The sequence below is a fragment of the Pseudomonas saudimassiliensis genome, from assembly GCF_000939975.1.
Lineage (GTDB): Bacteria > Pseudomonadota > Gammaproteobacteria > Pseudomonadales > Pseudomonadaceae > Halopseudomonas > Halopseudomonas saudimassiliensis.
Genome location: NZ_LK391969.1, coordinates 1,452,898 through 1,477,636, shown reverse-complemented (window position 1 = coordinate 1,477,636; position 24,739 = coordinate 1,452,898). Strand labels below are relative to the sequence as shown.

Here is a 24,739-nt window from a genome sequence, read left to right as displayed (position 1 = left end):
GTCAAAGCGGCATGCCACACGATTACGGCAGGGTTGGCCCGTTTATATCGAATATTGTCGTATAGGCCACTTTTCGGGGGGTGCTGCGGGGGCCGACAATGGCGCTCACGTTCATTGGCTGTTCCCTGGAGAAACACATGACCATCAAAACCCTTGCCAGCTCGCTTGCTGTGGCCCTGAGCCTGGGCGTCGCTGCCGCATTTGCCCAGGCGCAACCGGCAAGCGCACCTGCTACAGCCGACGCCGAAGCCGTGCAACTGCAGCAGATCCGTAATGCCACGGTAAAGATCACCTACGGCGACACCACCTTTCTCATCGACCCCATGCTGTCGGAAAAAGGCAGCTACCCAGGGTTTGAAGGCACCTATCGCAGTGGCCTGCGCAACCCGCTGGTAGATCTGCCCATGTCCGCGAAGGAAGTTATTGCCGGCGTCGATGCGGTGATCGTTACCCATACCCACCTCGATCATTGGGATGACGCTGCCCAGCAGTTGCTGCCAAAGGACATTCCGCTGTTCGTGCAGAACCTGGCTGATGCGCTGATGATCCGCGGGCAGGGCTTTACCAACGTGCGCGTCCTTTCCAAGGCCGAGTTCCAGGGGGTGACCCTGAGCCAGATCGGCGGCCAGCACGGCACTGACGAAATGTATGCCGTGGCGGAAGTGGCTACGGCCCTGGGCGAGGCCATGGGGGTGGTATTCCAGTCACCAGGCCATGACACGCTGTACCTGGTAGGCGACACCATCTGGCGCGATGAAGTCGATATGGCGCTGGCAGACTATGCCCCGCAGATCGTCCTGATCAACGCCGGCTATGCGGTGATGGACGGTTTTGATGGCTCGATCATCATGGGCAAGGAGGATGTGCTGCGGGCGGCCAGGACGGTGCCGGATGCCACCATCGTTGCCACGCACATGGATGCCATCAACCACATGGCGCTGACCCGCGAAGAGCTGAAGGACTACGTGCAGCAGAAGGGTATCGCGGATCGGGTTGAAATCCCCGAAGATGGCGCGACGCTCAATTTCTGAGGCTGAAAAAGCCAAGGTCAAGCCCGGCTGCTGCCCAACGCAGCCGGGCTTTTTGTGCCTGGGCTCCGCTGGCACCCGGTTGCCGGGAGGCATGCTATGGTGATGCCGTAACATCACAGGAGAACCGACATTTCCAAGGCACCTCTCATCCCGCGGTCAGGTTCGGGCTGGTGGCAGCGTCTGCGTCATTGGCGCGAAGATCGCCAGTTACGTCGACTGACGGTCAGCGCCGCGCAGTGGCAACAGGCGCTGGGCGACTGGGCGGTCTACCAGCGCTACTCACCAGCGCAGCAAGGCCGGATCCAGGAGCTGGCGCTGCGCCTGCTGCTGCGCAAGCACCTGGTGCCGGTCAACGGCGCGGAACTGGACGACAACCTGCGCCTGCGCATCGCGGGGATGGCCGTCGTCCCGGTACTGGAGCTGGGGCTGGACTGGTACGACCGTTGGCAGACGCTGATCCTGTACGAAGGCCCCTTCGTTGCCGAGCACAGCTGGGAAGACGAATTCGGCATCGTCCATGCGGAAACCAGCGAGCGCAGCGGTGAGGCCTGGGAGCGCGGGCCGGTGGTGCTGTCCCTGGAAGACGTGCGTCATTCGGGGCAGGGTGATGGTTACAATGTGGTGATTCACGAACTGGCCCACACCCTGGACATGCGCGACGCCAGCGCCAATGGCGCGCCACCCCTGCATGCAGGCATGGACCCGGCAGCCTGGCAACGGGACTTTGCCGCCGCCTGGAACGACCTGGCGCGCCGTGCCGATAACGACGAGCCGTTGCCGGTGGACGAGTATGCCCTGGAGGACCCGGCGGAATTCTTTGCGGTGTTGTCGGAGACCTTCTTCGAACAGCCCGAACCGCTGCATGCCGCCTGGCCGGCGGTGTATCGACACCTGGCTGCCTTCTACCGGCAGGAGCCGCTAACGTCAGAAAATGGCACCTACTTGCGCATCACACCCCAGCCGGCGGTGGAGACCGGCCTGGATGAAGCGTTTCCAGAGTAAAGGGACGTGGCGGCGGGTCATTCCGGCGCCACTTCCTGTCCTCGGCGTGGTCATGGGTTATGCTGTAGCCCATGTCCACTCTGCCGGAGAATGCCATGCCCCGCCTCGTTACCGTCGCCGCCACCCAGATGAGCTGTAGCTGGGATCGCCAGGCCAATATCGCCAAAGCCGAACAGCTGGTGCGTCAGGCTGCTGCCAAGGGGGCGCAGATCATCCTTATCCAGGAGTTGTTCGAGACGCCGTATTTCTGCCAGAAGCCCAATCCCGAATACCTGCAGATGGCGACCACGGTCGAAGAGAACCCGGCCATCGCCCATTTCAGCAAGCTGGCCAAGGAGTTGGAGGTCGTGCTGCCGATCAGTTTCTTCGAGCTGAGCGGTCGGGCACGCTTCAACAGTATTGCCATTATCGACGCCGATGGTCGCAATCTGGGTGTGTACCGCAAGAGCCACATTCCTGATGGCCCCGGTTACCACGAGAAGTACTACTTCAACCCTGGTGACACCGGCTTCAAGGTATGGAAGACCCGCTACGCCACCATCGGCGTGGGTATCTGCTGGGACCAGTGGTTTCCGGAAACCGCCCGGGCCATGGCGCTGCAGGGCGCGGAGATCCTGTTCTACCCTACGGCCATCGGCACGGAGCCGCATGATGCGTCGATCACCTCCAAGGATCACTGGCAGCGCGTGCAGCAGGGCCATGCCGGCGCCAACCTGATGCCGCTGGTGGCCAGCAACCGGGTCGGGCTGGAGGAGCAGGACGGTTACGACATCACTTTCTACGGTGCATCCTTCATTGCCGACCAGTTCGGCGCCAAAGTGCAGGAAGCCAACGACCGGGACGAGACGGTGCTGGTGCAGCAGTTCGACCTCGACCAGCTGGAGCATATCCGCTCCGCCTGGGGCGTGTTCCGCGATCGCCGACCGAACCTGTACGGGCCGCTGAAAACCCTGGATGGTTCGCTGGAGTCCTGATTCATGTACACCTTGCACAGTACGCCCCGCGCCGACGGTTATGCCATGCCCGCCGAGTGGGCACCCCACAGCCAGACCTGGATGATCTGGCCGGAGCGTCCGGACAACTGGCGTCTGGCCGGCGAGCCGGCCCAGGCCGCCTTTGCCGAGGTGGCGAAGGCAATCGCCAGTTTCGAGCCGGTGACGGTCGGGGTATCAGCGGCGCAGTATGCCCGGGCCAACCAGTTGCTGGACCATCCGGCTATCCGCGTGGTGGAGCTAAGCAGTGACGATGCCTGGGTGCGCGATACCGGCCCGACCTTCGTTACCAACGGCCAGGGCGGGCTGCGCGGGGTCGATTGGACCTTCAATGCCTGGGGTGGCCTTGACGGGGGGCTGTATTCCCCGTGGGATCGGGACGATCAGGTGGCAGACAAGATCCTCGGGCTGGAGCGCTGCCCGCGTTACCGTACCGAGGGCTTTGTGCTGGAGGGCGGGGCGATTCATGTGGATGGGGAAGGCACGCTGATCACCACCGAGGAATGCCTGCTCAACTCCAATCGCAACCCGCATCTGCAGCGCCACGAGATCGAGCAGATGTTGCGCGAGTATCTGGGGGTCGACAGCATCATCTGGCTGCCCGAGGGGTTGTACAACGACGAGACCGATGGGCACGTGGACAACTTCTGCTGCTTCGTGCGGCCCGGCGAAGTGCTGCTGGCCTGGACCGATGATGACAGTGACCCCAATCATGCGCGCTGCCAGGCCGCGTTGCGGGTGCTGGAAACGACCCGGGACGCCCAGGGGCGCGAACTGGTCGTGCATCGGATGCCCATTCCGGGGCCGATCCATGCCACCGAGGCGGAGTGTGCGGGCGTCGAGCAGGTCGCTGGCAGCCAGCCGCGCGATCCCGCCATTCGCCTGGCCGGCTCCTACGTGAATTTCCTTATCGTCAATGGCGGCATTATCGCGCCGAGTTTTGATGAGCCGCAGGACGCCGAGGCCCAGGCGATCCTGGAGCAGCTGTTTCCCGAGCGCCGGGTCGTGATGGTGCCGGGGCGGGAGATTTTGCTGGGGGGCGGGAATATTCACTGCATCACCCAGCAGCAGCCGGCGGTTTAAGCGAAACGGCTGCCGACGAATAACGGTTCGTATTATAGTTCATTGCCCTGGTCGGCCTTGCCGGTCGGTTTTGCCTTGAGCCCATAATAAGGACACTCCATGCGCTTCGCACTTCGTGCTGTCGCCCTGCCATTGGCAGGGTTTGCGATCCTGCTTTCCGGTTGTAATGAACCCCACCAGGCTGCCGCCCCGGCAGCGGCTGTGGTTACCACCATGCCGGCCACGCTGACCGGTGAGCTGACCAGTCAGAGCGCCGTCAACCTGAATGACGGCTCCCGTACCCAGAGCTTCGCGTTGCAGTTGCAGGCCGATACCTTCTACCGCGTCACCAGCAGTGGTGCGCTGCAGCAGCCCCTGCTGTTGCTGCTGACCGAGGACAATCGCCCGGTGGGCGGGCCGCGGGCCGAGAAACTCTATATCCAGCCAGAGCAGGACGGCGTCTATCGGCTGGCTGTCAGCGGCAACAACGCCAAGGATTTCGGGCCGTTTCAGCTTGAGGTCAATACCGCCGAGACCACCAATGAAGGTGAGCTGCAGCCGGGTGCGGATATTCTTGGCCGCCTGCAGGCGGACGGCAACCGCGCCGGCAACCGCTACACGCTGAAGATCGCCGACAGGGGGCTCTATGAAGTTCTGCTGCGCTCGGATGAATTCGATACCGTACTGAAGTTGCGCGGCAAGGGCATCAACCTGAACGACGACGATGGCGCCGGTAATACCGATTCCCGTCTGTTCACCAGCCTGGAAGCAGGGGATTACCAGTTGAGTGCTGAGGGCATTGAGGGGGGTGAAGAGGGTGTTTACAACCTGATCGTCACCCAACGCGAGATGCCCGAGGGCATTGATCTGAGCGAAGGTGCACGCTTGGAGGTGGGCAAGGAATATACCGGCCTGCTGGCAGGGTCGGCCCAGACCTATCGGCTGGTGGTCGAAGAGTCCGGGTTGCTGGAGCTGAGCATGCGTTCGCAGGATATGGACAGCATGCTCGAACTGCACGGCCCCGGTGTGGCTGTGCGCGACGACGACAGCGGCGGCGATCATGACGCGCTGATCAGCGCCGTAGTCGAGCCGGGTACCTACCGGGTCAAGGCGTCCCAGCTGAATAATCAGGAAGGGGTCTTCACGCTGCGGGGCGACATCACCGCGGTCGCCGTGCTGGGAGATGGTATCGCGCCGACGGAGACCCGGATCGGGCGCCTCGCTGCTGGCGAGCCCCATATCAGTCGCCTGCGGATCGCCGAAGCCGGATTGTATCGGGTGACCCTGCGCTCATCGGAGTTCGATGCCATGCTGCAACTGCAGGGCCAGGGTTTGAATGAAGAGGATGACGACAGTGCCGGTGGCAGCAATGCCATGCTCGAGCTTTATCTCGAAGCTGGGGAGTACGAGCTGGTCAACGGCAGCTATGGCGATGAAGGGCAGGGCGGTTTCGTCCTGTCGGTCAGCGCACCGCTGTGACCCCGACCCTGTGCCTGCTCGGTGAGCCGGCACAGGGTAACTGCAGCAAGCTGGGTTAAATTACTGGCCCAGCAGCTCCCGCCCACGCTGGACGGCAGCCTTGACCTGGGCCGGTGCGGTGCCGCCGATGTGGTCGCGGGCGTTCACCGAACCTTCCAGGGTCAGCACCTCGAAGACATCCTGGTCGATCTGGTCGCTGAAGCGGCGCAGCTCGTCCAGGCTCATCTCAGCCAGATCCTTACCGCTGTCCACACCGTATTTCACTGCATGGCCGACGATTTCATGGCAGTCGCGGAAGGGCAGGCCCTTGCGTACCAGGTAATCGGCGAGGTCAGTGGCGGTGGAGAAGCCGCGGCGGGCGGCTTCGCGCATCACCTCGACCCGCGGCTGGATCGCCGGGATCATGTCAGCAAAGGCGCGCAGGCTGTCGCGCAGGGTGTCGGCGGCGTCGAACAGCGGTTCCTTGTCTTCCTGGTTGTCCTTGTTGTAGGCCAGCGGCTGGCTCTTCATCAGGGTCAGCAGGCCCATCAGGTGGCCGTAGACGCGGCCGGATTTGCCGCGTACCAGCTCGGGTACGTCGGGGTTCTTCTTCTGCGGCATGATCGAGGAGCCGGTGCAGAAGCGGTCGGGCAGCTCGATGAAGTTGAACTGCGCGCTGGTCCACAGCACCAGCTCCTCGGAGAAGCGCGACAGGTGCATCATCGCCAGGGCGGCGGCGGCGCAGAATTCGATGGCGAAGTCGCGGTCGGAAACACCGTCCAGCGAGTTGCCGGAGACCGCCTCAAAGCCCAGCAGCTCGCAGGTCAGCTGGCGGTCGATGGGGTAGGTAGTGCCGGCCAGGGCGGCGCTGCCCAGCGGCATGCGGTTGACCCGCTTGCGGCAATCCAGCAGGCGCTCACGGTCGCGGCAGAGCATCTCGAACCAGGCCAGCAAATGGTGGCCAAAGGTGACTGGCTGGGCGGTCTGCAGGTGGGTGAAACCGGGCATGATGACCTCGGCGTGCTTTTCTGCCTGGTCCAGCAGCCCCTGCTGCAGGCGTTCCAGCTCCGTGACGATGACGTCGATCTCTTCGCGCAGCCACAGGCGGATATCGGTAGCCACCTGGTCGTTGCGCGAACGGCCGGTGTGCAACTTCTTGCCGGTGATGCCGACGCGCTCGGTCAGGCGCGCTTCGATGTTCATGTGCACATCTTCCAGATCCACCCGCCAATCGAACTGGCCAGCCTCGATCTCACCCTGAATCGCCTGCAAGCCGTCGATGATGCTGTCGCGCTCGGCTTCGCTGAGCACGCCGACCTTCGCCAGCATGGTGGCGTGGGCGATGGAGCCCTGGATGTCATGCTTGTACAGGCGCTTGTCGAAATCGACCGAGGCAGTGAAACGGGCGACAAAGGCGTCTACCGGTTCGCTGAAACGGCCACCCCAGGATTGGTTGGTAGTCTGATCTTGGCTCATGTGTCGGATCGGTCCGCTGCAATGGTGGTAAAAGGGGCATAGCATAGCATTTTCACACTTGCCTGATGGCGCCCGGCTGGCGGACACTGCGCGGATGAAGAATGGATTCTGGTCATTGTTGAGCAAGCCCCAGGCGGGGGAGGATTTCTTTCTCCCGGACCTGTGTTCGTCCGTTGCGGTCTTCACCCTGGTGGTACTGGCCGAGCTCATGGTGCTGGTGTGGGTGCTGGCGCAGCCGGTCACTGGCGGCTTCGATTGGCTGCAACTGGCGATGGCGTCGCTGTTCGTGCAGTGGATAGTGCTGTTGTCAGCCGCCTTGCTGTGCCGTTTGCGTGGATGGATGCGCCGCCGCCCGCTGGGGCTGGCGATCGGCTGCTGCTACGCCGTGGTAGTCGGGCTCGCCCTGCTGTTCACCGTGGCTGCCGACTGGGTGCTCTACCAGGGGCTGGCCGGCGCGCCGCCGGTGAACGGCAATCAGTTGCTGCGCCACGGCTTGATCGCCCTGATCATGACCAGCCTGCTATTGCGCTATTTCTACCTGCAGCAGCAGTGGCAACTGCACAACCAGGCCGCTCTCCAGGCGCGGCTGCAGTCGCTGCAATCACGCATCCGCCCGCATTTTCTGTTCAACAGCCTCAACAGCATCGTCAGCCTGATCGCCACTCACCCTGACAAGGCCGAAACTGCGGTGCTGGACCTGTCCGACCTGTTCCGCGCCAATCTCACCGAGACCGACGCCCTGGCCACCTGGGCCGAGGAATATCGATTGTGCCGCGGGTATCTGCGCATCGAGCAGTATCGCCTGGGGGATCGTTTGCGGGTCACCTGGGACGTCGGTGGGTTGCCGGACAACCTGCCGATGCCTCTGCTGACACTGCAGCCACTGCTGGAAAACGCCATTCTCCATGGGCTGCAACCAAGCATTGATGGTGGAGACGTCAGCGTTACGGGGCGCTACCGTGAGGGCTGCGTTGAACTGGTGGTGTCTAACAGCTGTCCACAACAGTCAGAGCACCGCGGAGCCAGCATGGCGCTGAACAATATCCGGGCGCGCCTCGCCGCCCTGTTCGGGCCCGCTGCCAGGGTGGAGGCATGGCAGGATGGACCGCGCTACTTCAGCAAGCTGGTCTATCCTTATAAGCAACCTTCAACGCACAGGAAGTCATTCAGGCATGAAAGTACTTATCGCCGATGATGAACCTCTTGCCCGAGAGCGCCTGGCCAGACAGGTTTCGGCTCTGGCGGGATACACCGCTCTGCCGGACATGGCTGCCAATGGGCACGAGGTGCTGGATCTGGTGGAGAAATTGCACCCTGACATTGTCCTGTTGGATATCCGCATGCCGGGCATGGACGGCCTGCAGGCAGCGGCGCGGCTATGCGAGCTGCCGGACTCCCCCGCCGTGGTGTTCTGCACCGCCCACGGTGAATATGCCCTGGAAGCCTTCGCGGTCAGCGCGGTTGGCTATCTGCTCAAACCCGTGCGCAGCGAAGACCTGGCCGAGGCCCTGGGCAAGGCACAGAAGCTCAACCGCCTGCAACTGGCCAGTCTGGGCAGGGCCGGCATCGCCAGTGAAACCCAGCAGGCGCGCAGCCATATCAGCGCGCGCACCCGCAAGGGCGTGGAGCTGGTGCCGATCGAGGATGTGCTGTACTTCGTGGCCGACCACAAATATGTGACCCTGCGCCACAGCGAAGGCGAGTTGCTGTTGGATGAGCCGCTCAAGGCGCTGGAAGACGAATTCGGTGAGCATTTCGTGCGGATTCACCGCAATGCGCTGGTGGCGCGCAATCGCATCGGCCGGCTGCAGCGCAGCTCCATGGGCCATTTTCATCTGCAGCTCAAGGGCTTGCCGGATGAGACCCTGACGGTCAGTCGCCGCCATGTGCCCGGGCTGCGCAAGCTGATGGAAGAGTTGTAAGGGGAGCTGCGTCACCGTCCCACGTGGATGATGGACGGGGCATCGCGTATCATGCCCGTTGGTACAGGACGAGAATCCCATGAGTCGACATCTGCGAATTGCCACCCGCAAGAGCGCATTGGCCCTGTGGCAGGCCGAATACGTTAAAGCGCGTCTTGAACAGCTGCACCCGGGGCTGACCGTCAGCCTGGTGCCCATGGTCAGCCGCGGCGATAAATTGCTCGACTCGCCGTTGGCGAAGATCGGCGGCAAGGGCCTGTTCGTCAAGGAACTGGAAGCGGCCTTGCTGGCCGATGAAGCCGATCTGGCCGTGCACTCCATGAAGGATGTGCCCATGCAGTTCCCCGAGGGGCTTGGGCTGTACGTTATTTGCGAGCGGGAAGACCCGCGCGATGCCTTCGTTTCCAATAGCTACGAATCCATTGATGCGCTGCCCCAGGGCAGCGTGGTTGGCACCTCCAGCCTCCGCCGTCAGGCCCAGTTGATGGCCCGGCGCCCGGATCTGCAGATCCGCTTCCTGCGCGGCAACGTCAACACCCGGCTGGCGAAACTCGATGCTGGTGAATACGACGCCATCATCCTCGCCGCGGCCGGGCTCAAGCGCCTGGGCTTCGACGAGCGCATCCGCAGCTGCATTCCCCCGGAACTGAGCCTGCCCGCCGGTGGGCAGGGCGCCGTCGGCATTGAATGCCGCAGCGACGACACCGAATTGCACGCCCTGCTGGAACCCATGAACGATCTGGACAGCGCCCTGCGGGTGCGCGCCGAGCGCGCGCTGAACAGCCACCTCAACGGCGGCTGCCAGGTACCGATTGCCTGTTACGCCGAGCGTGCCGAAGGGGAGATCTGGTTGCGGGGGCTGGTGGGTGATCCGGACGGCCAACGGCTGCTCACCGCCGAGGCCCGCGGCCCTGAGTCCGAGCCGGAAAAGCTGGGCGTGGCGGTCGCCGAAGACCTGCTGCGCCAGGGCGCGCAGGAGATCCTCGATGCGGTCTATCGGGAAGCCGAAGGCAAGTGAGCACGGCCGTACTGCTGACCCGTTCGGACGCTGACAACCAGCGTCTGGCCGAGCGGCTGCAGGCGCAGGGCATCCGAGCACTCAGCCTGCCACTGCTGCAGATCGATCCGCAGCCGGAGACCGGGGCCCAACGCAGCCTGATGCTGGACCTGGATCGCTATCACGCGGTGATGGTGGTCAGCCCGATTGCCGCGCGGTTGGGCCTTGAGCGGCTGGACGCCCTCTGGCCGCAGGCGCCGGTCGGCATCGAATGGTTTGCCGTGGGCGCAGGTACGGCAGCGGTGCTGGAGGACTATGGCCTGCCGGTGCAGATTCCGGTGGACGGCCAGGACAGCGAAGCCCTGCTGCGCCTGCCTGCTTGGCAGCGACTGCTGGCGCAGCCGGATCTGCGTGTGCTGATCTGGCGCGGGGTTGGGGGGCGGGATCACCTCGCTTCGACCGTTCGCGCGGCCGGGGGGCAGGTGGATCTGTTGGAGCTCTATCAGCGCAACATGCCGGCGACGCTGGCGCAGGATCTGGCCGCGGCGGCCGAGCAGGGCGCCGGGGCCATCGTGATACTCAGCGGTCAGGCGCTGCAACATTGGCAGCGTGCGGCTGGAACAACATGGGAGCAGCAGCGCCACTGGCGCTGCTGGGTACCCGGAATGCGGGTGGCCGAACTGGCCAGGGAACTGGGCTGTACTGATGTCATAGCCTGCCAGGGAGCGGATGATGACAGTGTACTGGCTGCCGTGATGGCGCATCCGCTCACGCCATAAGGGGAAACGCGTGGAACCGACTAAAGACAATAATCAGGGTGCCGACGCGCCCGCCACCGATAGCACCACCCCGCCCTTGGCGAGCCCCTCCTCCGGCGGTGCGTCCGCCGGCCCGGACAAGCCCGCCGCGGGGCAAGAAACCATCGCCGCGCAGTTCGGGTAGCGGCGGGGGCCGCGGCGTGGCCCTGCTGGCCCTGCTGGTGGGTCTTGCTGCCCTGGGGTTGTCTGGTTGGCAATGGTCCCAGAGTCAACAAGAGGCCGAGGCGCGGCAGCTGCAACTGGACAACCAGTTGACCGAGCTGCGCAACGCCCAGCGCCAGGAGCAGCGCAGCGCTGAACAGCGACTGGCTGGGCTACCGACCGAGGATGAGTGGCAGCAGTTGCAGCGCCTGACGGCCGATCTGCAACGCAGCCAGCAGGCGCTGAGCCAGCGCCTGGAAACGCTGCAGGGGGATGCGCGGGCCGACTGGAAGCTGGCCGAGGCCGAATACCTCCTGCGCCTGGCGTCCCTGCGGCTGATCGCCGCCCAGGATGTGGCCTCGGCCCAGGAGTTGCTCGACGCGGTCGACCATATCCTGCAGGCCCAGCCCGACAGCGGAGTGTTCGCCGTGCGCGAACAACTGGCGCGCTACCAGAGTGAGCTCGAGGCCCAGCCAATAGTGGACCGCTCCGGGCTCTACCTGCGGCTTGCCGCCCTGCATGACCAGGTCGCCAACCTGACCGCCCTGCCGGTGCCGGTATTCGATCCGAACGAGGTCACCCCCGAAGAGGAGTTCGAAGACCGCCTGGCCCGGCGCACCCGTGGTGAGCGTTTGCTGATGCGTCTGGAGCGCTATGTGCGCGTCGATTTCCAGCGTGGCAAGGTCATCACCCCCTTGCTGGACGAAGCGGAAATGCAGCGCATCCGCCGCACCCTGCAGCTGACCCTGGAGCAGGCCCAGTGGGCAGTGCTGCGTGGTGAAGGCGATATCTATCGCGACAGCCTGGAGCGGGCCGGCGCGATGCTGGAGCAGTTCTTCGAGGTGGATAACCCGCAGGTCCAGGCCATGGGCAACCGGCTGAAACAGCTGGCCGAGCAGCGCATCACCATCACCACGCCGGACATGTCGCCGCTGCAGCAGACCCTGGCGGCCTACATCCAGAGCCGCAAGACCCCCGCCAGCAGTGGGGAGAATGCCGATGAGTAAAAGCTACATTGCGGTACTGGTGGTCCTGCTGGCCGCGGCCCTGCTGGGCATGGCGGTCGCCGAGGATCCGGGCTACCTGCTGATCGCCTGGCGCAACATGTCGATCGAGACCAGCATCTGGGTGGGACTGGCCTTTCTGCTCGCCCTGTGGCTGCTGTTGGCGCTGCTGCGGGCGATAGTGCGGCTGATCAACTTCTCCAGTCGCCGGGTCAATCCCTGGTCCCGCCGCAACCGTGGCCGCCGTGCCAACCAGGTCACCACCCGGGGCCTGCTGGAGTTTGCCGAAGGCCACTGGTCCAATAGCCTGCGCCTGCTGCGCCGCGCAGCGCCCCACGCCGAGCAACCGCTGATCAATTACCTGGCCGCGGCCCGCGCCGCCCACGAGCTGGAGGATTACCGCGAAGCCGACGATCTCCTGCGCCAGGCCCACGAAACCACCCCCAACGCCGATGTCGCCATCGCCGTGACCCAGGCCCAGCTGCAGATTGCCCGCGGACAGCTGGAGCAGGCGCTGGCGACCCTGACCCGGGTGCGCAAGGATCACCCCAAGCACCTGTATGCCCTGAAGTTGATGGGTCAGCTCTACCTGCGGCTGGAGGATTGGGAACGGCTGGAGCAGTTGCTGCCGGAGCTGCGGCGCAATCATCTATACAGCGAGGCGGACCAGGTGGCGCTGGAGCGGCAGGTCTATCTGGCGTTGCTGACCCAGGCCGGCCAGCGTGGCGAGCGGCTGCCCCCCGGCGAGGCCAACCCGGTCAGCCAGGTGTGGGATCGCCTGCCCAAGCCGCACCGCCAGGACGTAACGCTGCTCGAGGTCTATTGTCTGCAGCTGCGCGCCTCGGGCGCCGAGGTACACGCGGAGAAGACCCTGCGCGAAGCACTGCAGCATGGTTACCACGACCGGCTGGTGCATATCTACGGGCTGGTACGGGGCGCCGATCCGGCCCGGCAACTGGCCACCGCCGAGCAGTGGCTGCCCGAGCACCCCCATGACGCCACGCTGCTGCTGGCGCTGGGCCGGCTGGCCCTGCGCAACAGCCTGTGGGGCAAGGCGCGGGAATACCTGGAAGCCAGCTTCGCCAGCCGCCGGGATATCCAGACCTGCGCTGAACTGGTCAGACTGCTCGAGCATATGGGCGAGCACCAGGCCAGCCAGAAGATGCTGCGCCAGGGCTTTGCCTTGATGGTGAATGATCTGCCGGAACTGCCGCAGCCAGGAAAGAACTTGCTATAACCCGGCAGTGGTGCACTCCTGGGATTGTCGAGCACCAGCTCGACAGTAACTCTGTCGGCGGGCCCATTGGTCGAGCTGGTGCTCGACCGTCCCAGGCGTTACCGGGCCCGGCTACACTGAGTCCGGCCCGTCTGGCGTCGTCTCGCGCGGCGCGTAGGCGAACACATCCGAATGGATCTGCTGTTCGACCGCGCCGGCAGCCAGCAGCGCGTCCAGCGTGCCGTACACCATGCCGGGTGATCCACACAGGAAGAACTCATAGTCCGCCAGCTCGGCCAGGTCCTCGCACACGGCCTCGGGCAGCATGCCCTGGCGGCCGCTCCAGTCCGGCGCATCACTGACCACCTGGTGCAGATAGATGTTGGCCTGTTGCTGCCAGTGCTCCCAATGCGGGGCCTGGTAGAAATCCTCGGGTTGGCGCACGCCCCAATACAGGTGAATGGGCTGGGTGAAGCCCTGGTGCAGACAGTATTGGGTAAGGCTCTGGATCTGCGCCAGGCCGGTACCGGCGGCGATCAGCACCAGCGGCCGTTCCGGCAACCGCGGCAGGCTGCAATCGCCGAAGGGGGCCTTGATGCGGGCCATGCCCTGGCGCCGGATATGCTCTACCAGCGCGATGGTGTTCTGTTCCCGGACCAGGATGTGCAGTTCCAGTAGCCGCCCCTCCGCCGGAGCGGAGGCGATGGAGAAGGCCGATAGCTCGCCGTCGAAGCGTTCCAGCAACAGGTACTGGCCGGCGTGGTAACGCAGGGGCTTGCCCGCGGGCGTGCGCAGCAGCAGCTGACAGACGTCGCCCCCCAGGTCACGGATGTCCACTACCTGGCAGGCCAGAGTGCGTAGCGGCAGTTCATCCGGCGCCAGCACGTTTTCCCACTGCACTTCGCAGTCTTCCAATGGCTCGGCGATGCAGGTGAACAACTCGCCACCGCGGCGTTCGGTGCCGTTCTGCAGCACCCGCCCGCTGATCAGGTTGGCGGCGCAGATATGGCAGTTGCCGTTGCGACAGCTCTGGGGCGCGTCAAAGCCCAGGCGGCGCGCGGCATCAATGATACGCTCGCCGGGTAACAGCTCGATGACATGCCCGGAAGGCTGGAGAGTCACTTTCATCAATCGATTCCCAGTTCCGACCAGATCGCATCGATCCGCTGTTTTACTGCGGGGTCCTGAACGATTGCCGTGCCCCATTCCCGGCTGGTCTCGCCAGGCCACTTGTTGGTGGCGTCCAGGCCCATCTTGCTGCCCAGGCCGGATACCGGCGAGGCGAAATCCAGGTAATCGATCGGGGTGTTATCGATCATCACGGTATCGCGCTTGGGGTCCATGCGCGTGGTGATGGCCCAGATCACGTCATTCCAGTCGCGTACGTTGATATCGTCATCCACCACGATAACGAACTTGGTATACATGAACTGGCGCAGGAAACTCCAGACGCCGAGCATCACGCGCTTGGCATGGCCCGGGTACTGCTTCTTCATCGACACCACCGCCATGCGGTAGGAACAGCCTTCCGGCGGCAGATAGAAGTCGGTGATTTCCGGAAATTGCTTCTGCAGGATCGGCACGAAAACTTCGTTCAGCGCCACGCCCAGTACCGCGGGTTCATCCGGCGGGCGGCCGGTGTAGGTGCTGTGGTAGATGGGCTTTTCCCGCTGGGTGATGCGCTCGACGGTAAATACCGGGAAGCTGTCCACCTCGTTGTAGTAACCGGTGTGGTCACCGAAGGGACCTTCTGCGGCCATTTCGCCGGGATGGATCACGCCTTCCAGCACGATTTCGGCACCGGCCGGCACCTGCAGCTCGGAGCCGCGGCACTTGACCAGTTCGGTGCGTTGCCCCCGCAGCAGGCCGGCAAAGGCGTATTCGGACAGGGTATCGGGTACTGGGGTGACCGCGCCGAGGATGGTGGCCGGGTCGGCGCCCAGCGCCACGGCGACCGGGAAGGGTTGGCCGGGGTGCTTCTCACACCATTCACGGAAGTCCAGGGCGCCGCCGCGGTGGCTCAGCCAGCGCATGATCACCTTGTTGCGGCCGATCACCTGCTGGCGGTAGATGCCCAGGTTCTGCCGGTCCTTGTTCGGGCCCTTGGTGATGACCAGGCCCCAGGTGATCAGCGGGCCGGCATCGCCGGGCCAGCAGGTCTGCACCGGGATCTGCGACAGATCTACATCATCGCCTTCGATCACAGTGGCCTGGCAGGGCGCGTCACGCACTACCTTGGGCGCCATGGAAATGACCTTCTTGATCAGCGGCAGCTTGGACCAGGCGTCTTTCAGGCCCTTTGGCGGATCGGGTTCCTTGAGGTAGGCCAGCAATTTGCCGATCTCGCGCAGTTCGCTGACATCATTGGCGCCCATGCCCAGGGCGACCCGCTCGGGGGTACCGAACAGGTTGCCGAGTACCGGCATGGTGAAGCCTGTGGGGTTTTCGAACAGCAGCGCCGGGCCGCCCTTGCGCAGGGTGCGGTCGCAGACTTCGGTCATTTCCAGGATGGGGGAGACGGGTGTCTGGATGCGCTTCAACTCACCGCGCTGTTCCAGGCCCTTGATGAAATCGCGAAGATCGGAATATTGCATCTGAGCTTCAAGCCTCAAGCGGCAAGCTGCAGGCAGTCCGAGGAATGCCGCAGCTCGAATGTCTGGTCGGAAGCGGGGCCGACAGCGGCTTGCCGCACAGGGCAGCCTGATCGCCGTAGGCTGCAAGCAGCACCGGACTGCTTGCAGCTTGCAACTCGCCGCTTCCGGCTGGGGGTCAGTTCTTGCTGCGCTTCATCGACTGGAAGAATTCGTCGTTGGTCTTGGTGTCCTTCAGACGATCCAGCAGGAATTCGATGGCAGCGATTTCGTCCATGGAGTGCAGGATCTTGCGCAGGATCCACATGCGCTGCAGTTCGTCCTCGCTGGTCAGCAGTTCTTCACGGCGGGTACCGGAGCGGTTGATGTTGATTGCCGGGAAGACGCGCTTCTCGGCAATCTTGCGATCCAGGTGGATCTCCATGTTACCGGTGCCCTTGAATTCCTCGTAGATCACCTCGTCCATCTTCGAGCCGGTATCGACCAGTGCGGTGGCGATGATGGTCAGGCTGCCGCCTTCTTCGATGTTCCGAGCGGCGCCGAAGAAGCGCTTGGGCTTTTCCAGGGCATGGGCGTCGACACCACCGGTCAATACCTTGCCGGAGCTGGGGATGACGGTGTTGTAGGCGCGGGCCAGACGGGTGATGGAGTCGAGCAGGATGATGACATCCTTCTTGTGCTCGACCAGGCGCTTGGCCTTCTCGATCACCATCTCGGCGACCTGTACGTGACGGCTCGGCGGCTCGTCGAAGGTCGAGGCAACCACTTCGCCGCGCACGGTGCGCTGCATTTCGGTCACTTCTTCCGGACGTTCGTCGATCAGCAGCACGATCAGGTGGCACTCGGGATTATTGCGGGCAATGTTCGAGGCGATGTTCTGCAGCATCAAGGTCTTACCGGCCTTGGGCGGCGCCACCAGCAGACCGCGCTGGCCCTTGCCGATCGGGGCGCACAGATCAATGATCCGCGCCATCAGATCCTCAGTGGAGCCATTGCCGGCTTCCATCTTCAGGCGATCATCGGGGAACAGGGGGGTGAGGTTTTCGAACAGGATCTTGCTTTTTGTGTTTTCCGGACGGTCGAAGTTGATCGAATCGACCTTCAGCAGCGCGAAGTAGCGCTCACCATCCTTGGGTGGCCGGATCTTGCCGGAAATGGTATCGCCGGTGCGCAGGTTGAAACGGCGGATCTGGCTGGGGGAGACATAGATGTCATCGGGGCCGGCCAGATAGGACGAATCGGCAGAGCGCAGAAAACCGAAACCATCCTGCAGAATTTCCAGCACGCCGTCGCCATGAATGTCTTCGCCGCTCTTGGCATGCTTCTTCAGGATGCCGAAGATCACATCCTGCTTGCGCGATCGGCCCATGTTTTCCAGGCCCATCTGGTCGGCGGTTTCCAGCAGTTCGGTTATAGGTTTTTGCTTGAGTTCAGTCAGGTTCATAGGTTCGGTGAGTTGTGGCGTCTTTCGGCAGGACGGGGTTAGTAAACAGCCGCCATATGGGATGGGGCGATGAGTTTGGCAAGTAGGGAAGCCATTGCCGCAGGGTGCGACAGAGAGTTGGAAAGCAAATCTAGCACCGCTGCGCGGTGACGTCTACATCCGGGGGTAAGAAAAGTACATCCCCGGCGGGCCGGGGATGGCGAGTCACTCAGATGTTGCTGTCGAGGAAGGCAGCCAGCTGGGACTTGGACAGGGCGCCGACCTTGGTGGCTTCCACATTGCCATCCTTGAACAGCATCAGGGTGGGGATGCCGCGCACGCCGTATTTCGGTGGCGTGTTGGCGTTCTCATCGATATTCAGCTTGCAGATCTTGAGTTTGCCTTCGTAGTCCCGGGCAATATCGTCCAGAACCGGGGCAATCATCTTGCACGGACCACACCATTCAGCCCAATAATCAACCAGAACGGGGCCGTCGGCCTTCAGCACTTCTGCTTCGAAGCTGCCGTCGGTGACGTGCACGATCAAATCACTCATGAGTTTCTCCAGGGAAAGGTTCGCTAGGTGCAATGCAAGGGATGATAGCATCACCCATGGCAACTGTGAAACGCATGGGCGTCACCGGTAATCGGTGCATATGTTGTCGCAGCATGCGGACATGCTGGCGAATGGCAGGTACCATTCCGTCCATCACGAACAGGGGATATGCATGGCGCAGACAGAACACACGGATTTTCCGCTGGTGGCGACCATCGATCTGGGGTCCAACAGCTTCCATATGGTGCTGGCGCGGGTGGATCACGGGGAAATACGAATACTCGAACGGCTGGGGGAAAAGGTCCAGCTCGGAGCGGGCCTGGATGACCAGGGCATGCTCGACGAGGAAGCCATGCAGCGGGGGGTGGACTGTCTCCGGCGTTTTGCCCAACTGATCAATGGCCTGCCTACCGGGGCGGTGCGCATCGTGGCCACCAATACGCTGCGCGTGGCGCGCAACCGCGATGTCTTCATCAACCGCGCCAAACAGGTCCTGGGGCATCCGGTGGATGTGATTTCCGGCCGGGAGGAAGCTCGGCTGATCTACCTGGGCGTCGCCCATACGTTATCCGACGATGCCGGCAAACGCCTGGTGGTGGATATTGGCGGCGGCAGCACCGAGTTCATCGTCGGCGAGCGCTTCGAATCGATCCTGCGTGAAAGCCTGCATATCGGCTGCGTCTCCTTTGGCCGACAATTCTTCGCCGACGGGCGCATTACCGCTGCCCGCTACGGCCAGGCCTATACCGCCGCGCGGCTCGAATTGATGCCCATCGAACAGAGTATCCAGCGCCTGGGCTGGGAGGGCGCGGTTGGCGCCTCCGGCACCATCCGTGCCATCGGCCAGTGTCTGCGCGGCGCTGGGCTGACCGATGGGGAAGTCACCCGGGATGGGCTGCAGTGGCTCAAGCGCAAGGTGCTCAAGGCCGGTCACGTGGACAAGCTGGACTTGCCTGGCCTGAAGGCCGACCGGCGACCGATCCTGCCCCCCGGTCTGGCGATTCTCGACGCCCTGTTCGATGCCCTCGGCGTACAGACCATGCAGCATTCCGAAGGCGCCCTGCGCGAGGGCGTGCTGTACGAGATCTACGGGCGTCGCCAGCACGAGGACGTCCGCGAGCGGACCCTCACCGCGCTGGCCGAGCGTAGCCATGTGGACACCGAACAGGCTGCCCGGGTCGAAGCCAAGGCGCTGAGCCTGCTGGGCAAGGTGGCCGATTCCTGGGAGCTGACCGACAGCAAGCATGCCGACCTGCTGCGCTGGGCCGCGCGGGTGCACGAGATCGGTATGGACATCGCCCACAGTCAGTATCACAAGCACGGCGCCTATCTGATCGAGCACGCCGATCTGCCGGGCTTTTCCCGCCAGGAGCAGCAGTCCATGGCGTTACTGGTGCGCGGCCACCGGCGCAACCTGCCGAATGATGAGCGGGTCGCCGAAGTGGGTGAGGAGGGGCCGGCACTGCGGCGGTTGTGCATGTTGCTGCGGCTGGCGATCCTCTATCACCACATTCGCGGCTTCCAGGAAATGCCCGCGCTCGAGGTCAAGGCGGCGGGCAAGCAATTGACCCTGCGCTTTCCGCCGGGCTGGCTAAAGGCCAACCCGCTGACCCAGGCCGACTTCGCCCAGGAGGCGCAGTACTGGGCGAAGATCGGTTACACGCTGACGGTGCGCTGAGGCGAGTTGGCCAGTTTCTCCAGCAGGCTGCTCTGCGCGCTGCGGGGCAGCTGGTTGCCCGTCGGCGCGCTGCGGATGTAGCTGCCGTCGGGCTGCAGCACCCAGGCCTGGGTATTGTCCGCCAGGTGCATCTGCAATTCCTGGCGGGCCCGGCTGATCAGTTTCTTGCCTTCCAGCGGGAAGCAGGTTTCCACCCGGTGATCCAGGTTGCGCTCCATCATGTCGGCACTGGACATCCAGATCTGCTCATGCCCCTCGTGGAGAAAGTAGTACACCCGGCTGTGCTCCAGGAACCGGCCGATGATCGAGCGCACGGTGATATTGTGTGACACGCCGGGAACCCCCGGGCGCAGGCAGCACATGCCGCGGATGATCAGTTCGATCTTCACCCCCGCCTGGGAGGCTTTGTACAACGCCTTGATGATCTTGGCATCGGTCAGCGCGTTGGCCTTGATGATGATGTGCGCCGGCTTGCCGGCCTGCGCTGCCAGTCCTTCCCGGTTGATCAGTTCCAGCAGCCGCTTTTTCAGCGTGAAGGGCGCCTGCAGCAGTTTCTTCATGCGCAGCGCCTTGCCCATGCCGATCAGCTGGTTGAACATCTTGTGCACGTCCTCGGTTATCGCCAGGTCCGAGGTCAGGATGCTGTAGTCGGTGTACAGGCGGGCGTTACCGGCATGGTAGTTGCCAGTGCCCAGGTGTACGTAGCGGCGCAGATCCTTGTCCTCGCGGCGCAGGATCAGCATCATCTTGGCGTGGGTCTTGAACCCGACCACCCCGTAGATCACCACGGCCCCGGCCTGCTGCAGGCGGCTGGCCAACTGCAGGTTCGACTCCTCATCAAAGCGGGCGCGCAGCTCGATCACCGCGGTCACTTCCTTGCCGTTTCGCGCCGCCTCGACCAGGGCATTGACGATTTCCGAGTTGGCGCCGGTGCGGTACAACGTCTGCTTGATGGCCAGCACACTCGGGTCCTGGGCGGCTTGGCGCAGCAGGTCCACTACCGGACTGAAGGATTCATAGGGATGCAGCAGCAGGATGTCCTGCTTGCGGATGGCCTGGAACAGGTTGTCGGCACTGGACAGCAGCTTGGGTATGCCCGGGCTGAACGGTGGAAATTGCAGCTCCGGATGGTTGTCCAGGCCGGTGATGGAGAACAGCCGGGTCAGGTTGACCGGGCCATTGACCTCATACAGCTCCGACTCGCTCAGCCCGAACTGCTTGAGCAGGAAGTCCGACAGCGGCTTGGGGCAGTTGTCGGCCACTTCCAGCCGCACCGCATCGCCGTAGCGGCGCGACAGCAGCTCGCCGCGCAGGGCGCGGGCCAGGTCATCGACCTCGTCGGGGTCGACGATCAGGTCGGCGTTGCGGGTCAGGCGGAACTGGTAGCAACCGCGTACCTTCATGCCGGGGAACAGGTCATCGGCGTGGGCGTGAATCATCGATGACAGGAACACGAAGTTGTCCCCGCCATCACACAGCTCGTCCGGCACGCGGATCAGCCGTGGCAGCGAACGGGGCGCCGGAATGATCGCCAGCCCGGAATCGCGGCCGAAGGCATCGACACCTTCCAGTTGCACGATGAAGTTCAGGCTTTTGTTCACCAGCAGCGGGAAGGGGTGCGTCGGGTCCAGCCCGATGGGGCTGATGATCGGCGCGATCTCATCGCGGAAGAAGCGGCGCACCCAGAGGGCGTGTTGCGGCGTCCACTGGCGACGCCGGATAAAGCGGATCTTCTGCCGGGCCAGCTCAGGCAGCAGGACATCATTGAGGATCGAATACTGGCGGCTCACTTCCTGGTGCGCGATCTCGCTGATCTTGTTCAGCACCTGCTGCGGTTGCAGGCCGTCGGGCCCGGTCTGCTCGCGGGCGAAGGTGATCTGCTTCTTCAGGCCGGCCACGCGGATCTCGAAGAACTCGTCCAGGTTACTGGAGAAAATCAGCAGGAACTTGAGCCGCTCCAGCAGCGGATAGGACTCATCCAGCGCCTGTTCCAGCACCCGGATATTGAACTGCAGCTGGGACAGCTCGCGGTGGATGTAGAGCTCCGGGGCGTTGATATCCGCCGCAGGAGCAACCTCTTCCAGTGGCGCCGGCGGCGCGATGACGGCCGGCACCGCCGTCGGGCGCAGGGGCGTGGCGGCGCTGGGCCGCTCTGCGGAGGACTCCGGCGGCAATTCGATCTTGTTATGGATGTCCTGCATGGCGGCCTCTAGGGGGTTATTCCAGCCCGCGCAGCTGCCGCGCGGCATGTTTCGCGTAATAGGTGAGGATGGCATCGGCCCCGGCGCGCTTGATCACGGTCAGCGACTCCATGATGACTGCCTCGCTGAGCCAGCCGTTGGCGATCGCCGCCTGGTGCATCGCATACTCGCCACTGACCTGGTAGACGAAGGTCGGCACCTTGTGCACGTCCTTCACCCGGCGAACGATATCCAGGTAGGGCATGCCGGGTTTCACCATCACCATGTCGGCGCCTTCGGCCAGGTCCTGGGCCACCTCGTGCAGGGCTTCGTCGCTGTTGGCCGGGTCCATCTGGTAGGTCGCCTTGTCGGCCTTGCCGAGGTTGCCGGCCGAGCCCACCGCGTCACGGAACGGGCCGTAGTAGGCACTGGCGTACTTGGCGGAATAGGCCAGGATGCGGGTGTTGATATGCCCGGCCGACTCCAGCGCCTCGCGGATGGCGCGGATACGGCCATCCATCATGTCCGAGGGCGCGACTATATCGGCACCGGCGTCGGCGTGGGACAGCGCCTGGCGCACCAGCGCCTCGACCGTGATGTCGTTCAGCACGTAGCCCTGGTCGTCGATGATGCCGTCCTGACCATGGGTGGTGAAGGGGTCCAGGGCGACGTCAGTGATGACGCCAAGCTCGGGAAAGCGCTCCTTCAGGGCCCGCGTGGCCCGTTGGGCCAGGCCCTCGGGGTTCCAGGCTTCGGCCGCGTCGAGGGATTTGGCCGAGAGCGGGGTCACCGGGAACAGCGCCACCGCCGGGATACCCAGTTCCACCAGCTCGGCTGCTTCTTCCAGCAGCAGGTCGATCGACAGGCGCTCGACCCCGGGCATGGAGGCTACCGCTTCGCGCTGGCCGGTACCGTCCAGCACGAACACCGGATAGATGAGGTCATCGGTGCTCAGGCGGGTTTCGCGCATCAGGCGGCGGGAAAAGGCGTCCTTGCGCGAACGGCGCATACGGGACAGGGGGAAGGGGCGAGGGGCAATCTGGTTCACTGAAACTCCCGGGGTGTCGGAACACCGGATAATGAATGACGAGAAGACCGGGGCGGGGATGGGCCGATGCCGGCAGCGGGTGCGGCTGGGTCCAGCCCGGCTACTGCTAGGCCTTCCTTATACGTCCAGATTATGACGGAATTGCGAGAGTAAACGTAGGGCCATCTTGTCGCGTAGCGGGGAATCGAGCTCGCTGCACAGCTCGACGCGGTTGCGGCCCATCGCCTTGGCGCGGTACAGGGCGGCGTCGGCGGCCGATACCAGGGCCGTGTAATCATGGCCGTGCAGGTCGGTGCTGGCCACCCCCAGGCTGATACTGAGCATCACCGGCTGGTCGGAAATACTGTCGGTATGATTGTTCACCGCCAGACGGATACGCTCGGCGATGTCCATCGCCGCCCGGGCATCCACGCCCGGCAGCAGGACCACGAACTCCTCCCCACCGAAGCGCCCCAGCAGGTCATTGCTGCGCATGTAGAGGCGGATGCGGGTCACCAGGTGACAGAGCACCGCGTCGCCGGTCTGGTGGCCGAATTCGTCGTTGATCCGCTTGAAGTGATCGGCGTCGATCATGATCAGGGTGGCGGGCTGACCCTGTTGTCGCAGCGCGTCGAGGCGACCCTGGGACTGGTCGTGCATGCTGCGGCGGTTCAGGGTGCCGGTCAGGGCGTCGTGTTCGGAGAGCTGCTGCAGCGCCATGATGGTGCGGTAGTGGGTCATCAGGATAAAGCCGCCCGCCATGCCGATCTGCGCCACCAGCACCCCCAGCAGGGTAATGTGCTGCATCGTCTCGCTGTCGCTGCTGAAGGCCATGATCGGGTCGAGCAGGCCGGTGCCGGCCCGCAGCAGCAGGCCGATGCCACTGAGCAACATGATGCTGCCGGTGAACCAGTAGGCCCGGCGCAGCGGGGCGATGGCCGGTACCAGCAGTTCCCGCGCCGACAGCAGGCAGAAGACGCCGAGGCAGAGGCCGGCCACGACCATGCGCGCGGCGTTGCTGTCCTGTACATAATGGAAATAACCCAGCACCGGCATCACTACCATGGCCGCGACGATCGGGCCCGACTGGGGTTGGCTCAAGCCCTTGAAGGCACGTACGCCGAGCCAGATGACACCGAGCCCGAGCACCATCAGGCCGACGGCAAGAATGTGGGAAAGACTGTGATAGAGCAGCCCCTGGCTGATGTCCAGAACCAGGCCGACGGTCAATGCCAGGTTGCCCAGGGCCCAGTGCCGCAGCCCCTTCTCACTGCCCGAATGGTAGGCGGCCATGAGCAGCACGACGGTCATGCTCAGGGTGGCCAGTACCAACGCTATGGCCAGGGAGAATGTATGCATATCGGTTTGCATAAAGCGGGATGATCCTTGTCCGCGATGCGGGCCGGCCTGTCCGGACATATCCTGCATGGAGCACGCAGATTAATGCGCGCCGGGAATAGGTTAAAGTCCATTCTTTACAGGATGTGCGTAGGTTGGCAGAACATGCGACCAGCGGTTTCCGGTCGCACAATGGTGTGGGCAACGGCGACCCGTTCTGTTGTAGCCATAAGCCACTATCATCCTGGGGTCGGAGTATAGACATCTTCGAGGGACACGCATGGTTTTTTTTCGACGGGCGCTGCTGGTGGCCCTGGCGGTGTGCTGGGCTGCGGGGCTGGGCTGGGCCTGGTGGTGGTTCGATGGTTATCACGCCCGCACCTTCGAGGGCGTGGCGCATTTTGCCGCGGCGCAGGTGGATCCGCCCTTCGCCCCCGGGCAGATCCAGGTGATGCATGTCTGGCAGGCAGGGTGTCCGTGCAACGCTGGCCACGAAGCCTATATCGCCGACATGACCCGGCGTTTCAGTGCCCAGGGCGTGCAGTTCGTCCGCAGTGGCAGCCCGGCGGCGCCCGGCGGTGCCCTCGCCGAGCTGTCCTACTGGCCGCTGCCGGCCGGCTGGTCCGACTGGCCAGGCGGTCCGGCCCTGGCGATCTGGGATGTCCAGGGCAAGCTGGCGTATGTCGGGCCCTACAGTGATGGCGCCAGTTGCAACAGCGACAGCAGTTTTGTCGAGCCGGTGTTGCGGACGTTGCAGCAGGGGAGGGCGGTGAATATCACCCGGCAGGATACGGTGGCCTGTCTCTGCGCGCTGGAAGAAGGCTAAA

Annotated in this window: 22 protein-coding genes; 14 read left to right on the top strand and 8 right to left on the bottom strand. The window is 63.8% G+C overall.

Annotation, left to right across the window (positions count from 1 at the left end; translation table 11 throughout):
* Positions 1-137 precede the first annotated feature (137 nt).
* The 5 genes from VG99_RS06905 (at position 138) to VG99_RS06885 (ending at position 5,566) form a co-directional block, all read left to right on the top strand.
* On the top strand, positions 138-1,031 hold the full coding sequence (locus tag VG99_RS06905; protein WP_044499006.1) for an MBL fold metallo-hydrolase: 894 nt from the start codon (positions 138-140) through the stop codon (positions 1,029-1,031).
* Positions 1,032-1,160: 129 nt separating this feature from the next.
* Positions 1,161-2,033: a zinc-dependent peptidase gene (locus VG99_RS06900; protein WP_204216749.1), complete on the top strand. Its 873-nt coding sequence runs from the start codon at positions 1,161-1,163 to the stop codon at positions 2,031-2,033.
* A gap of 95 nt (positions 2,034-2,128) precedes the next feature.
* Positions 2,129-3,007, top strand: a complete 879-nt coding sequence (gene aguB / locus VG99_RS06895) for an N-carbamoylputrescine amidase (RefSeq protein WP_044499005.1) — start codon at positions 2,129-2,131, stop codon at positions 3,005-3,007.
* A gap of 3 nt (positions 3,008-3,010) precedes the next feature.
* Positions 3,011-4,108 carry an agmatine deiminase gene (gene aguA / locus VG99_RS06890; protein ID WP_044499004.1) on the top strand — a complete coding sequence of 366 codons (1,098 nt, stop codon included), beginning with the start codon at positions 3,011-3,013 and terminating at the stop codon, positions 4,106-4,108.
* Between the two features lie 99 nt (positions 4,109-4,207).
* Positions 4,208-5,566, top strand: a complete 1,359-nt coding sequence (locus tag VG99_RS06885; RefSeq protein ID WP_044499003.1) for a hypothetical protein — start codon at positions 4,208-4,210, stop codon at positions 5,564-5,566.
* Positions 5,567-5,626: 60 nt separating this feature from the next.
* Here VG99_RS06885 and argH read toward each other — a convergent pair whose 3' ends face one another.
* Positions 5,627-7,021: an argininosuccinate lyase gene (gene argH / locus VG99_RS06880; RefSeq protein ID WP_044499002.1), complete on the bottom strand. Its 1,395-nt coding sequence runs from the start codon at positions 7,019-7,021 to the stop codon at positions 5,627-5,629.
* A 94-nt stretch (positions 7,022-7,115) separates the two neighbouring features.
* Here argH and VG99_RS06875 point away from each other — a divergent pair, with 94 nt between their 5' ends.
* The 7 genes from VG99_RS06875 to VG99_RS06850 all read left to right on the top strand — a co-directional run bounded on the left by VG99_RS06875 (position 7,116) and on the right by VG99_RS06850 (position 13,140).
* On the top strand, positions 7,116-8,216 hold the full coding sequence (locus VG99_RS06875; RefSeq protein WP_044499001.1) for a sensor histidine kinase: 1,101 nt from the start codon (positions 7,116-7,118) through the stop codon (positions 8,214-8,216).
* Entirely contained in the window at positions 8,194-8,943 is a 750-nt protein-coding gene (locus tag VG99_RS06870; protein ID WP_044498999.1) for a LytR/AlgR family response regulator transcription factor, read from the top strand. The genes VG99_RS06875 and VG99_RS06870 overlap by 23 nt, the downstream gene beginning before the upstream one ends.
* Before the next feature lie 79 nt (positions 8,944-9,022).
* Positions 9,023-9,961 carry a hydroxymethylbilane synthase gene (hemC, locus tag VG99_RS06865; protein WP_044498998.1) on the top strand — a complete coding sequence of 313 codons (939 nt, stop codon included), beginning with the start codon at positions 9,023-9,025 and terminating at the stop codon, positions 9,959-9,961.
* Entirely contained in the window at positions 9,958-10,719 is a 762-nt protein-coding gene (locus tag VG99_RS06860; RefSeq protein WP_044498996.1) for a uroporphyrinogen-III synthase, read from the top strand. The genes hemC and VG99_RS06860 overlap by 4 nt, the downstream gene beginning before the upstream one ends.
* 10 nt (positions 10,720-10,729) lie before the next feature.
* Complete coding sequence (locus VG99_RS16070) at positions 10,730-10,882, top strand: hypothetical protein (RefSeq protein ID WP_158023888.1); 153 nt, start codon at positions 10,730-10,732, stop codon at positions 10,880-10,882.
* A gap of 16 nt (positions 10,883-10,898) precedes the next feature.
* Positions 10,899-11,906 carry a uroporphyrinogen-III C-methyltransferase gene (locus VG99_RS06855; RefSeq protein ID WP_052508728.1) on the top strand — a complete coding sequence of 336 codons (1,008 nt, stop codon included), beginning with the start codon at positions 10,899-10,901 and terminating at the stop codon, positions 11,904-11,906.
* Positions 11,899-13,140 (top strand): heme biosynthesis HemY N-terminal domain-containing protein, encoded by a 1,242-nt coding sequence (locus tag VG99_RS06850; protein WP_044501501.1) that lies wholly within the window; start codon positions 11,899-11,901, stop codon positions 13,138-13,140. The genes VG99_RS06855 and VG99_RS06850 overlap by 8 nt, the downstream gene beginning before the upstream one ends.
* A 111-nt stretch (positions 13,141-13,251) precedes the next feature.
* On the opposite strand, the gene VG99_RS06845 is transcribed toward VG99_RS06850, so the two are convergent.
* From VG99_RS06845 to trxA, 4 genes are all read right to left on the bottom strand, one after another.
* The gene (locus tag VG99_RS06845) at positions 13,252-14,247 is read right to left on the bottom strand and encodes a 2Fe-2S iron-sulfur cluster-binding protein (protein ID WP_044498994.1); all 996 of its coding nucleotides are present in this window, start codon (positions 14,245-14,247) and stop codon (positions 13,252-13,254) included.
* A complete protein-coding gene (ubiD, locus tag VG99_RS06840; RefSeq protein WP_044498993.1) occupies positions 14,247-15,713 on the bottom strand; it encodes a 4-hydroxy-3-polyprenylbenzoate decarboxylase in 1,467 nt (488 codons plus the stop codon). Before ubiD ends, VG99_RS06845 begins: the two co-directional genes overlap by 1 nt.
* Before the next feature lie 175 nt (positions 15,714-15,888).
* Positions 15,889-17,154, bottom strand: coding sequence for a transcription termination factor Rho (rho, locus tag VG99_RS06835; RefSeq protein ID WP_044498992.1), 1,266 nt, complete (start codon positions 17,152-17,154; stop codon positions 15,889-15,891).
* Positions 17,155-17,362: 208 nt separating this feature from the next.
* On the bottom strand, positions 17,363-17,689 hold the full coding sequence (trxA, locus tag VG99_RS06830) for a thioredoxin TrxA (protein WP_036989038.1): 327 nt from the start codon (positions 17,687-17,689) through the stop codon (positions 17,363-17,365).
* Between the two features lie 172 nt (positions 17,690-17,861).
* Here trxA and ppx point away from each other — a divergent pair, with 172 nt between their 5' ends.
* Positions 17,862-19,367, top strand: a complete 1,506-nt coding sequence (gene ppx / locus VG99_RS06825; RefSeq protein WP_044498989.1) for an exopolyphosphatase — start codon at positions 17,862-17,864, stop codon at positions 19,365-19,367.
* On the opposite strand, the gene ppk1 is transcribed toward ppx, so the two are convergent.
* The 3 genes from ppk1 to VG99_RS15495 form a co-directional block, all read right to left on the bottom strand.
* On the bottom strand, positions 19,346-21,568 hold the full coding sequence (gene ppk1 / locus VG99_RS06820) for a polyphosphate kinase 1 (RefSeq protein ID WP_082050008.1): 2,223 nt from the start codon (positions 21,566-21,568) through the stop codon (positions 19,346-19,348). The genes ppx and ppk1 overlap by 22 nt on opposite strands.
* A 16-nt stretch (positions 21,569-21,584) precedes the next feature.
* Positions 21,585-22,595: a porphobilinogen synthase gene (gene hemB / locus VG99_RS06815; RefSeq protein WP_275425467.1), complete on the bottom strand. Its 1,011-nt coding sequence runs from the start codon at positions 22,593-22,595 to the stop codon at positions 21,585-21,587.
* Positions 22,596-22,712: 117 nt separating this feature from the next.
* On the bottom strand, positions 22,713-23,933 hold the full coding sequence (locus VG99_RS15495; RefSeq protein WP_162182778.1) for a GGDEF domain-containing protein: 1,221 nt from the start codon (positions 23,931-23,933) through the stop codon (positions 22,713-22,715).
* 259 nt (positions 23,934-24,192) lie between these two features.
* On the opposite strand from VG99_RS15495, the gene VG99_RS06805 reads away from it, so the two are divergent.
* A complete protein-coding gene (locus tag VG99_RS06805) occupies positions 24,193-24,738 on the top strand; it encodes a DUF6436 domain-containing protein (protein WP_044498986.1) in 546 nt (181 codons plus the stop codon).
* The last annotated feature ends 1 nt before the right edge of the window (position 24,739 follow it).